This window comes from Mangrovimonas sp. ST2L15 (genome assembly GCF_001280515.1).
Taxonomy (GTDB): domain Bacteria; phylum Bacteroidota; class Bacteroidia; order Flavobacteriales; family Flavobacteriaceae; genus Mangrovimonas; species Mangrovimonas futianensis.
Genome location: NZ_LBIQ01000018.1, coordinates 62925 through 75116, shown reverse-complemented (window position 1 = coordinate 75116; position 12192 = coordinate 62925). Strand labels below are relative to the sequence as shown.

Sequence of the window (12192 nt, the reverse complement as noted above, 5' to 3'; positions counted from 1 at the left end):
TTGAAAAAAATTAAATTCCCAACAGCTCAGACCATCTTGTTGATTATATGTGCGTTCTCTGCTTTATTAACTTGGTTGATTCCAGCTGGAAAATATGATACGTTGGTTTTTGATTCTGAAAAAGGTGTCTTTAACCAAATAGGATTAACTAAAACCACCCAATTGGAAGCTTCTCAGAGTACGCTTGAAGAATTAAATGTAAAAATTCCTATTGAAAAGTTCACCTCTGGAGATATTTACAAACCTATTGCTATTCCTGGAACTTATAAAGAAGTAACCGCTAATCCTCAAGGACCTATTGAATTTATAATGGCTCCGGTAAAGGGTATTATTCAAGGTGCAGATATTATTTTTTTAGTCCTAATAATAGGTGGTCTTATAGGCATAATGAATAAGACAGGGGCTTTTGATGCCGGAATTAGCAAAATGGCGAACTCTTTGAAAGGTCATGAATATGTTTTAATAATTTTAGTGACAACCCTAGTTTCGATTGGTGGAACCACATTTGGATTGGCAGAAGAAACCATTGCCTTCTACCCCATTTTAATCCCCATGTTTTTAGCCGCAAAATACGATGCTATGGTGCCCCTAGCAGCTATTTATTTAGGTACTTCCATAGGAACTATGTGTTCCACAATCAATCCTTTTAGTACCATTATAGCATCAGATTCTGCGGGTATCAGTTGGACAACAGGACTCATTCCTAGAGCTATATTTTGGGTGATAGGAACTACAATTTGCATTCTATATATTCTTAAATATGCCAAAAAGGTGAAGAATGATCCCCAACTTTCTATAATTTCAGATCAAAGGGAAGAAATAAGTACCCTTTTCGCAATCAAATCAACTTCAGACTTGAAACTAACGCCTAGATTACTTTTTATTTTGGCTGTTTTTGCACTTTGCTTTATCATTATGATATTAGGTGTTTCTATATTTGGTTGGTGGTTTGAAGAAATGACCGCCGTTTTCTTAGCTGGAGCCATTATTATTGGTTTCATTTCAAAAATGAAGGAGGTTGAATTTGTTGAAACCTTTGTCAAAGGCGCTTCCGATTTATTGGGAGTTGCTTTAATTATAGGAATTGCTCGAGGAGTCTCTGTTTTATTAGATGAAGGATTAGTTTCAGATACTTTACTTTACCATGCCAGTAATGTTACTGGTGGAATGAACAAAGGCGTTTTTGCTAATGTAATGCTGTTTATTTATAGTGGTTTGTCATTTTTTATCCCAAGTTCATCTGGAATGGCAGTATTGACCATGCCTATCATGTCACCTTTAGCTGATAATGTGGGATTTGGAAGAGAAGTAATTGTAAATTGCTACCAATATGGCATGGGATTATTTGCATTTATAAATCCGACAGGATTGATTTTGGCTTCTTTAGCCATTGTTAAAGTAGGTTTTGATAGATGGTTGAGATTTTGCTTGCCTCTGTTGCTTATTTTAATGATAATCACTATGTTATGGTTAATAGCTTCCATTTATCTATTTTAATAATTCATTTGCTTTCAGAATGAAAATCAATTCTTTAACTTTTCTTTAGCAATTTTAAATTAAATCGTCTACTTTTGATATTCTTTGTAAAAAGAATAAGCTATGCTATTAATCATTACCCTAACTCTACTAATGCTAGTAGGCATTAATTTTTTATTGTTATTCTTTAGTTCCAACAAAACGAACACTAAAAGAAAAAAAAGTAATCCTCCCCTTATTATTAGGGAACAAAAAGAGGAAAGTTATCCGCCTTTATTGGTTGTTGATAATGCCTAAACCTTTTTTAAGGTCTTTAAAGCACTTTTTTTAAATTCTAGTTTAGAATCCACGGATTACTGTTTCCAAAAGTTAACTTTTATACCTTTAAGTCTTACTTTTGCATCATTGTATACATAAGATTTCAATGATTCATATCCATAAAAAAACATTACAGGATTTAGAATATTATAAAGTTCTAGAACAAGTCAGTGATTTTGCTATTACTTCTCTTGGCCGGGAAGCTTGTATGGCCATATCTCCAGAAAAAACTCAAGAAGCTGTTTTGGAGAGTCTGAATCTGACCAATGAATTTTTAGCATCCTATGAAAATGAAAACCGTATTCCCAATCATGGATTTGAGCCTATTACAAAAGAAATTAGGCTATTAAATATTGAAAATTCCTTTCTGGAGGTTAGCAGTATCAGAAAAATAAGTTCCCTTTCAGCTACTTCCAATAGTATCATTGTATTCTTAGATAAATTCCATGAATATTATATTCATTTAAATGCCAAGGCTTCTCAAATTGAGGTTACAAAAGCAATTATTAATAAAATAGATGCCGTAATTGATCGATTTGGAGATATTAAAAATTCAGCATCACCCCTACTTTATGATTTAAGACAACAAATCAATAAAGTAAAAGGAAGCATCAATCAAAGCTTTACAACAGCTCTTAATAACTATAGCTCCCAAGATCTTTTGGATGATATTAGGGAAACTGTAGTTGATAACAAAAGAGTGTTGGCTGTTAAGGCTATGCATAGAAAAAAGGTAAGAGGATCCATACTGGGAGGAAGTAAGACTGGAAGCATTGTTTATATTGAACCTGAAGATACGTTACGATTTACGAGGGAACTCAACAATTTAGAGTATGAAGAAAAAGAGGAGATTACTCGAATTTTGAAGGAACTCACTAATTTTATTAGACCTTACAGAGAGCTTTTAATTCAATACCAGATTTTTTTAACTGAAATGGACGTCATATCTGCTAAGGCTAAATATGCAGAATCCATGAATGGTGTCCTGCCAACCATAAACCAAGAAAGAGTATACGATGTCAAGGATGCTTATCATCCGCTATTATATCTTACCAATAAAAAAAAGGATGTAAAAACATATCCACAGAGTATTTATTTAGATCAGGAAAGCCGAATAATTGTTATTTCCGGACCAAATGCAGGAGGAAAAAGTATCACTTTGAAGACAATTGGTCTCTTGCAGGTTATGTTGCAAAGTGGAATGCTTATTCCCGTCCATGAAAGAAGCTCTGTATGTATTTTTGATAGGATTTTGAGTGATATTGGCGATAATCAGTCTATTGAAAATCATCTGAGTACTTACTCCTATCGCTTGAAACAAATGAATTATTTCTTGAAAAAGTGTAACGACAACACCCTTTTCTTGATTGATGAATTTGGAACTGGGAGTGATCCTGAATTGGGAGGAGCATTGGCTGAAACATTTTTAGAAGAATTCTACGGAAGAGAAGCATTTGGAATTATTACAACACACTATTCCAATTTAAAAATATTGGCTAATGAGTTACCTCACATGAAAAACGCCAACATGCTTTTTGACGAAAAGACCTTAGAACCCATGTACCAATTAGTTATAGGGCAAGCTGGGAGCTCTTTTACCTTTGAAGTGGCTCAAAAGAATGGTATCCCCTATAGCCTTATTAATAAAGCCAAGAAAAAGATTGAGCGAGGAAAGGTGCGATTTGATCAAACCATTGCCAAACTTCAAAAGGAGCGATCTAAATTGGAAAAAACGGAACGATCCCTGAAGCAAAATGAAATTAAAAAACTTAATGAAGCAGAAAAGCTTGAAGAGACCAACCAGAGAATTCAGAGAAAACTGGAGGACTACCAAGAGTTATACGATACAAATCAGCGCTTGATTTACTTAGGTCAAAAGCTAGATGGTTTGGCTGAAACCTATTTCAACAACAAGCAGAAAAGAGATTTAATGAACGAATTGTTTAAATTGGTTCAAATTGAAAATTCCAAACGTAAAAAGAAAACAAAGAAAGAGGCTCAAGTAGAAAAATCGAAAGCCCAAAAAGTTCAAAAAGAGGCTGAAAAGAAAGTTGAAGTGATCCGACAAAAGAAAAAAGATGAAAAGAAAAAGGCCCAAGTAGAAGCTTCAAAACCAAAAGCTAGACCAAAATTAAAGGTTGGGGACCGTGTTAGATTGGAAGATGGACGGGCAGTTGGTAGCATTGATAAAATAGAAAAGAATAAAGCGGTTGTTAATTATGGACTTTTCACGACCAATGTAAGTTTGGAACAATTGGAATTGGTTGAGGCCGTAAAAGCAAAATGATTGAAATCCCAGAACATAAAGAGTTGATTTTATTTGATGGTGTTTGTAACCTTTGCGATAGCTCCATACAGTTTATCATTAAGCACGACAAACATAATACGTTTTTGTTTACACCTTTACAAAGTGAACTCTCTCAAAGTATCATTGAACAGTTTGGTATTGATACTCAAAAAATAGACTCCATTATTTTATTCAGAAAAAATGAAGGGGTATTTTACAAGTCAACGGCTGCCCTTAAAATAGCATCCAAACTAAAATTTCCAATAAATATTCTTGCAAGCTTTATCATTCTTCCAAAATTCATAAGGGATACCGTTTATGATTTTATTGCCAAGAACAGGTACACTTGGTTTGGGAAAAAAGAATCTTGTATGATTCCTACACCAGAATTAAAAGCCAAATTTATAGAATAAAAAAAAGGTCTTGGGATATGCAAGACCTTTTTAAACTTAATAACTTACCAAAAAAATTAAAACTAAAATACGTAGTTATAGCACTAAGTTTATTTTACTAACCGGTATCAAACATAGCAAACATCCTCACAATATTGCGTAATTTTCGATAAAGTGACCAAAAAATTTGTTTTGTTAAAATTTTGTGCAAAAAAATTCTATGAAATACATTAATGATCTGGTTTTGAAAGTTCTATTTATAAACCACGATTACTCATGAAATTTACCACTTCCCTAACTGAAAGGTCCAATTCCCTCAATTATGGTTTCAAAATTTAAGATTCAAAAGTAAATTAGAATTGAAATAAAGCCTTAGAGCATAAGTTAATTGGCCCCTAACTTCCGTTAGTTAGGATAGAACCAATTCTCAGATCTTGAAAGTCTACCCTTGATTTGAGTTACAGTGTTGAGAAGTGCTGTTAGACAAGACATACTCTGAGGCTTTTCATTTCCTATTTCACCAAAGTTCCCCATTCTGTCCAAGAGCCATCATAAACAGATAATCCTTTGTAACCAATCATTTCTGCCCCAAGAGCTAATATGCAAGCAGTAATACCAGATCCACAACTAAAAACCATGGGTTTGTCTTGTTCGGTCACCGTATCAAATAATTTTTTAAGAACCTCTTTAGATTTAAATTCTCCATTCTCTAAAAGATATTCAAATGGTAAATTTATGGAATTAGGAATATTTCCAGCACGTAACCCAGCCCTTGGTTCTTCCTCTAATCCAAGAAACCGACTTTCAGAACGGGCATCTACAATAGTATGCGATTGATTATGAACCATATCTTCCATATCCTTAAAAAAGGCCATGAAAGAAGGATTGAGTTTGGCTGAGAAATCGCCAATGGTTCCAGTATAATCTTTATAAGGTTCCAACCCAAATCCAGCTTTTTTCCAAGAAGGTAATCCACCATTTAATACGGCGACATTAGGATGTCCAAAAGCTTTAAACATCCACCAGACTCTGGCACTTGAATAGATACCTTTTTCATCAAAAACAATAATACAACTGTTATCGCTAATCCCTAAAGATTTTGCTTCGGTTACAAATTGCTCCAAACTTGGAAACGTATTGGGAAAGGGAGCGGTACTATCACTAAATCTCGTTTTTATGTCAAGTAAACGAGTTTTAGGAATTTGCATTTCAGAGATGATATTTGTAGAATCAGTTTGCGGTTTCCCTAAGGAAGCATTTAAAATCACCAATTCAGGATGATTCAAATGTTCTTTTAGCCATTTTATTGAAACTAATGGAGATGAAACTTGAAGCATAAACTATCTATTCGGATTTGTAATTATCATCCCATTTTTTTTCATGAGGCTCACCAAGTTTTCCAACTGATTTGGCCACTAACATTGAAACAGCAGCATCACCAGTCACATTAACAGTGGTTCTGCACATATCTAACGGTCTATCTACAGCAAATATAAGTGCTAAACCAGCTTCAGGGATTCCTGCTTGAGCCAAAACAATAACAAGCATTACCATACCAGCCCCCGGTACTGCTGCACTACCTATTGATGCAAGAGTGGCCGTTGCAATAATTCCCATTTGAACACTAAAGCTTAAATCCATACCAAAAGCTTGAGCTATAAATACAGCAGCTACAGCTTGATATAAACTGGTTCCATCCATGTTAATAGTGGCTCCTATGGGCAACACAAAACTGGTAACCTCTTCTTCTACTCCTAAGTGTTCTTCCACCCTTTCCATAGTCACTGGTAAGGTTGCGGCACTACTACTCGTTGAAAAGGCTAAAAGTTGAGCGGGTGAAATACCATTTATAAAAAAGGAAGGTGTTTTTTTGGTGAAAATCCATACAATTAGTGTGTAAAAGCATAACATGATAAACAAACCTAAAACGACACATAAAGCATACCATGCAAGCGCTTTAAATAAATCGGCACTTGGAGCCTCTACAACTAAGGCAGCCAAGAGGGCAAAAACGCCATAGGGCGCCCCCAGCATGATAATATCAATTAATTTAAGAATGACTTCATTAAAGCCATCAAAAAAGGCTTTAACAGGTTTGGAATGTTCTTCTGGAATAAGAATAAGTCCAATGCCAAAAAAGATTGCAAAGAAAATAACCTGAAGCATATTGCCATTATCACTTGCAGCATTAAAAATATTACTAGGGACCAAATCTTCCAGAGCTTTTAAAGGGCCCGCATTTTTTTGTTCGTTGGCTGCAGAAATCTTTGAATCTGCATCACCTTTGTAACTTTCAGTAAGCTCAGTACGCGTTTCTTCGGTAATGGTCTTTCCTGGTTGGATGATGTTTACAATGCTTAACCCAATTGAAACTGCGACAACGGTTGTAATAATATAGGTTACAATAGTTCGACCTCCCATTTTGGACAATTTTGAAATATCCTTTAAGTCTGAAACACCTTTTATAAGTGACGCAAGTATTAACGGAACAGCAATCAATTTTAAAAGGTTAATGAAAATATTTCCAAGGGGTTTAATCCAATTGGTTACAAATTGGCTACCCCATTCAAAATTGGTCATGATTAGGGCAAATACAACACCTAATACCATTCCTAAAAGGATTTGCCAATGCAATGCTAGTTTCTTCATAAAATCTTATTTGTAAACTTTGTTTTGTAAATAGAAATCGGCCAAAACAAGAGCTGCCATGGCTTCAACAATGGGGATAGCTCTTGGAACAACACATGGGTCGTGTCTTCCCTTCCCCTGCATTTCTACTAAGTTACCTTCATTATCTATGGTTTCTTGTTTCTGGATAAGTGTCGCTACTGGTTTAAAAGCCACTCTAAAATAGATGTCCATCCCATTACTGATACCGCCTTGAACACCACCTGATAAATTGGTTTTGGTTGTGCCATCAACATTAAATGCGTCATTGTGCTCACTACCTAACATCTGCGCGCCACAAAAACCACTTCCGTATTCAAATCCTTTCACAGCATTGATTGAAAGCATTGCTTTTCCCAATTCGGCATGTAATTTATCAAATACGGGCTCTCCCAATCCTATAGGTACATTTTGAAGAACACAGGTAATGGTTCCTCCAATGGTATCTCCAGCTTTTCGAACCTCTTTAATCCTATTAATCATTGTTTGGGCTACCTCTGGGTCTGGACACCTCACTGGATTGTCTTCAATTTTAGAAAAATCTAAAGCTTGATAGGGTTTTTCAAGAAAGATGTTGCCCACAGAAGAGGTATAGGCATTAATTTTTACTTGATTGAGGACTTGTTTTGCTATGGCTCCGGCTACAACCCTACTGGCAGTTTCTCTAGCAGAACTGCGGCCTCCACCACGATAATCTCTAAAACCATATTTTTGGTCGTAGGTATAATCGGCATGACTTGGTCTATATACATCTTTGATGTGAGAATAATCCTTAGATTTTTGATTGGTGTTTTCAATTGAAAATCCAATGGGGGTTCCTGTCGTTTTACCTTCAAAAATTCCAGACAAAAATGTTACCGCATCTGGTTCTTTTCTTTGCGTTACAATATCAGATTGACCAGGTTTCCGTCTGTCCAACTCCTTTTGAATTGCCTCAAAATCCAATTCAATTCCCGGAGGACAACCATCTATGATTCCGCCTATTGCGATTCCATGTGATTCTCCAAAGGTGGTAATCCTGAATACGTTTCCAAAGGAATTTCCTGCCATACAATTTAATTTTTGCTAATGTAACGGTATTATTACAGATTACAAAAACACTCTGATACCTAACATCACTACAAAAAGCGTTTTTAGATTACAATTCCTTAACAAATTACTCACAGTTAATTAATTGACGCATAATGATTAATTAATATTAGACCAAGTAATTTGTAACATAAAATAATACACCCTTTTGAAACTTAAACGGAAAGTAGAAATAGCAGTCATATCAGATGTCCACTTGGGAACTTATGGATGTCATGCCAAACACCTACTCACTTACCTCAACAGTATTCAGCCAAAGAAACTTATTCTTAATGGTGATATTATTGATATATGGCAGTTTAGTAAACGTTATTTTCCAAAATCTCATTTAAAAGTAATTAAAAAGATCATGGATTTTGCATCTGATGGTGTCGAAGTCATCTATATTACAGGAAACCATGATGAAATGCTCCGGAAATTTAGTGGGACTAGTATTGGAAATATATCCATAGTTGATAAAATCGTTTTGAACCTAGATGGGAAGAAAGCTTGGTTTTTCCATGGTGATGTTTTTGATGTTTCTATTCAGAATGCTAAATGGCTTGCCAAACTGGGAGGTTACGGTTATGACCTACTGATATTGATAAATCGATTGGTTAATTGGGGGTTAGAACATATTGGAAAAGAAAAATACTCCCTCTCAAAAAAGATCAAGAGTTCTGTTAAAAGAGCGGTTAAGTATATTCAGGATTTTGAGTCTGTGGCTTCTGATTTAGCTATTGAAAATGGTTATGATTATGTGATATGTGGACATATTCATCAACCTAAAATGTTAGTCAAGGAGAATAAAATTGGAAAGACTACTTACTTGAATTCTGGTGATTGGGTTGAAAATTTTACTGCTTTAGAATATCAATTTAAACGTTGGAAAATTTATAACTACAATCATGACAAATTAACGCCATTTTTCATGGATGAAGATGTCAAAGAAATGGAGTTCTCAGATTTAATTGCCGCTATTACAGTTGTTGAAAACCCTAAAAAAGATAAAAAATCAGATTAAGGCATCTTTTAAAATGCTTATGGGGTGTTTTGCTTCCCTTTGAGTTCCGTCTTTAATTTGATGCCTACAACTTGTGCCATTTGCGGCAATAACCACCTGCTCATCACTTCTTCTAATAGTTGGAAACAATGAATTCTCTCCTACTTTCATGCTAGTTTCATAGTGTTCCTTCTCATATCCAAAACTTCCGGCCATACCACAACACCCGCTATTGATAATGGTGACTTTGTAATTCTCTGGAAGATTAAGAATTTTAAAAGAGTGAATTTGATTGCTTAAGGCCTTTTGGTGACAGTGCCCATGAAATTTGATAGTTTTGGATTCCTTGGTAAATTGGTTGGGACTAATGTTACCAATAGCTATCTCATTACTTAGAAATTCTTCCAATAAAAAAGTATGTTTTGCCAAGGTCTTTGCGGTATCCAAATCATCTGCAAGTCTTAAATAGTCATCCCTAAAACTTAAAATGGCTGAGGGCTCAATACCCACCAATGGCTTCTCTTCACTAACCAAATTTTTATATAACAAAATATTTCTGTTAGCCAGATTTTTAGCTTCTTTTAAAAATCCTTTTGAAATCATGGCTCGTCCTGATTCTTCATTTTGAAGCATGTTCACTTTGTATCCCAAACGAGTTAAAACGGTTATAGCGTCTATCCCAATGGAAGTATCTAAGTGGTTCGTGAATTCATCGTTGAACAGATAAATTTCTTTAATATAATTTTCTGTAACTATCTTATTTTTATTTATTTGAAACCACCTATATAAACTTTTAGTTGATATTTTAGGAAGTGTTCGTTCTCTAGCTACTCCTAAGCTTGATTTAATAAAATTAGAGGTAATTGTATTAGAAAACATCCAATTGGTCATCCTAGGAAATAAACTTCCAAACTGGTTAAATTGGTTATTGCGAGCAAATACCTTATCCCGCAGGGACCATCCACTTTGCTGGTGGTATTGGTATAAAACCTCGGCTTTTAAACTGGCTACATCTACACTGCTCGGGCATTCGCTAGTACAAGCTTTACAGCTGAGACAAAGGTCAAATACATCTTTTAGTTCTTGATGGTCAAATCTATTTGATTGCTCTGATTGGGTTAAAAACTCTCGTAAAGCATTAGCCCTAGCTCTAGTCGTATCCTTTTCATTTCTGGTGGCGCGATAACTAGGACACATCACCCCACCAAATTCCTGTGGTTTTCTGCAATCTCCAGAACCATTACATTTTTCAGTTTCACGTAATATGCCTTGAGAAGTTTCGAAATTCAAAATGGTTTTGATTTCGGGTTCTACCCTATCCGCTTCATATCTTAACGAGGCATCCATTGGATAGGCATCCACTATTTTACCAGGATTAAAAATGTGATTTGGATCAAACGCTGATTTAATTCTCTTTAAAATGCCATAATTTAATTCGCCAATCATAAGGGGTATAAATTCAGCTCTCACAATACCATCACCATGTTCGCCGCTCATTGAGCCTTGGTAGCTCTTAACCAATTTGGCAACAGCCGTAGTGATTTCCCTAAAAAGGACAACATCTTCTTTTTTCTTTAGATTCAAAATGGGTCTAAGATGTAATTCTCCCGCACCAGCATGGGCATAATAGATAGCTTTCTGGCCAAATCCGTCCATTAATTTAGTGAAACTTTCAATATAACTTGATAAATCTTCCAAAGCAACGGCTGTATCTTCAATACATGCAGCAGATTTTTTATCACCTACCATGTTCCCCAACAATCCCAATCCGGCTTTTCGCAATTCCAAGGCTTTATCTATATTTTCTCCTTGCAGAATAGGATGAGCATAACTTATTCCTTGTGCATCAATGAGGTCTAATAATTCCTTTGTTTGAAGTTCCAATGACTCCTTAGAAGTGGCTCGGAGTTCACACATTAGAATAGCCATGGGGTCTCCAACTATGAAACGTCTATTTTCCTGCTGTGTCTTATTGTGTTTGGTTAAATCGAGAATGGTTTTATCCATCATCTCACAGGTGTGGAGATTCTGACTCATTAAAGGTGCCACAGCATTAAGACAATCAGAAATGCTATTGAAGTGGCAGGCAATCATAACGCTTTCCTTGGGAGGTATGTCATCAAGTTGCAAGGTAATTTCAGTTGTAAAAGCCAGGGTGCCTTCACTACCAGCGAGTAATTTACACATGTTAAACATGTCACCTTCTTCGGTATAAACATTCGATTTTAGAAGCTTATCAATGGCGTAGCCTGTATTTCTTCGATGTATCTGAGGTTTTGGAAATTCTGCTATTATTCTAGTTTGGTTTTCAGGATTGGATAACTCCGAATGAATCGTTCTGTATATTTCACCTTCTAATGTTTCTAATTTTAATTTTTCTTGAAATTCTGAAGGTGATAAAGATTCAAAAGTAACTTCAGAACCATCACTCAAAAGGGTTTTTAATCTTATGACCTTATCTCTAGTTACACCATATTGTATGGAAGTAGTGCCTGAAGAGTTATTACCTACCATGCCTCCAATCATACATCTGTTAGAAGTAGAAGTATTGGGGCCGAAAAACAAACCATAAGGCTTTAAATATAAATTGAGAGTATCTCTTACCACACCTGGCTGTACAGTGACCTGCTTTTTTTGAAGATCAAGATCAAGGATTTTTGTGAAATGTTTTGAGACATCAACCACAATACCTTCCCCCACACATTGTCCCGCCAAAGAGGTTCCAGCAGTCCTTGGAATTAACGACGTTTTATAGGTTTTAGCAGTCTCTATTAAAATTTGTAGGTCATTCGTTTCCAAAGGGTATGCTACCCCTAAAGGTATTTTTCTATAAACAGAAGCATCTGTTGCATATAGGGCTTTCATTAAGCTGTCCTCAAAGTACTCTCCCTTCAAATGATTTATTAAATACTCTTTTATCATAGAATATAACTGGCCTTTCAGCGTTTTTACATTGTTTAAAATTAAGACTACTTAACGAA

8 protein-coding genes are annotated in these 12192 nt (G+C 35.4%); 4 read left to right on the top strand and 4 right to left on the bottom strand.

The window, feature by feature from the left end; translation table 11 throughout:
* From ZA07_RS01350 to ZA07_RS01340, 3 genes are all read left to right on the top strand, one after another.
* Complete coding sequence (locus ZA07_RS01350; RefSeq protein WP_053969936.1) at positions 1–1497, top strand: YfcC family protein; 1497 nt, start codon at positions 1–3, stop codon at positions 1495–1497.
* A gap of 403 nt (positions 1498–1900) precedes the next feature.
* Positions 1901–4081, top strand: a complete 2181-nt coding sequence (locus ZA07_RS01345; protein WP_053969935.1) for a DNA mismatch repair protein MutS — start codon at positions 1901–1903, stop codon at positions 4079–4081.
* Entirely contained in the window at positions 4078–4494 is a 417-nt protein-coding gene (locus tag ZA07_RS01340) for a thiol-disulfide oxidoreductase DCC family protein (RefSeq protein ID WP_053969934.1), read from the top strand. The genes ZA07_RS01345 and ZA07_RS01340 overlap by 4 nt, the downstream gene beginning before the upstream one ends.
* A gap of 491 nt (positions 4495–4985) precedes the next feature.
* Here the strand turns inward: ZA07_RS01340 and ZA07_RS01335 are convergent, their stop codons facing one another.
* From ZA07_RS01335 to aroC, 3 genes are read right to left on the bottom strand one after another with little or no spacing between them, the layout of a single operon-like run.
* The gene (locus ZA07_RS01335; protein WP_053969933.1) at positions 4986–5810 is read right to left on the bottom strand and encodes a sulfurtransferase; all 825 of its coding nucleotides are present in this window, start codon (positions 5808–5810) and stop codon (positions 4986–4988) included.
* A 7-nt stretch (positions 5811–5817) separates the two neighbouring features.
* Positions 5818–7122 (bottom strand): dicarboxylate/amino acid:cation symporter, encoded by a 1305-nt coding sequence (locus ZA07_RS01330; protein WP_053969932.1) that lies wholly within the window; start codon positions 7120–7122, stop codon positions 5818–5820.
* Between the two features lie 6 nt (positions 7123–7128).
* The gene (gene aroC / locus ZA07_RS01325; protein ID WP_053969931.1) at positions 7129–8190 is read right to left on the bottom strand and encodes a chorismate synthase; all 1062 of its coding nucleotides are present in this window, start codon (positions 8188–8190) and stop codon (positions 7129–7131) included.
* A 187-nt stretch (positions 8191–8377) separates the two neighbouring features.
* Between aroC and ZA07_RS01320 the strand changes: the two genes are divergently transcribed.
* Positions 8378–9232, top strand: a complete 855-nt coding sequence (locus ZA07_RS01320) for a UDP-2,3-diacylglucosamine diphosphatase (protein ID WP_053969930.1) — start codon at positions 8378–8380, stop codon at positions 9230–9232.
* Here the strand turns inward: ZA07_RS01320 and ZA07_RS01315 are convergent.
* Entirely contained in the window at positions 9224–12133 is a 2910-nt protein-coding gene (locus tag ZA07_RS01315; protein ID WP_053969929.1) for an FAD-binding and (Fe-S)-binding domain-containing protein, read from the bottom strand. The two genes, ZA07_RS01320 and ZA07_RS01315, sit on opposite strands and share 9 nt — an antisense overlap.
* Positions 12134–12192 lie beyond the last annotated feature (59 nt).

Coding starts and splice junctions, on each gene's coding strand:
- ZA07_RS01345 (WP_053969935.1), top strand. CDS start 1,901: ATGATTCATATCCATAAAAAAACATTACAGGATTTAGAATATTATAAA.
- ZA07_RS01340 (WP_053969934.1), top strand. CDS start 4,078: ATGATTGAAATCCCAGAACATAAAGAGTTGATTTTATTTGATGGTGTT.
- aroC (WP_053969931.1), bottom strand. CDS start 8,190: ATGGCAGGAAATTCCTTTGGAAACGTATTCAGGATTACCACCTTTGGA.
- ZA07_RS01335 (WP_053969933.1), bottom strand. CDS start 5,810: ATGCTTCAAGTTTCATCTCCATTAGTTTCAATAAAATGGCTAAAAGAA.
- ZA07_RS01315 (WP_053969929.1), bottom strand. CDS start 12,133: ATGATAAAAGAGTATTTAATAAATCATTTGAAGGGAGAGTACTTTGAG.
- ZA07_RS01330 (WP_053969932.1), bottom strand. CDS start 7,122: ATGAAGAAACTAGCATTGCATTGGCAAATCCTTTTAGGAATGGTATTA.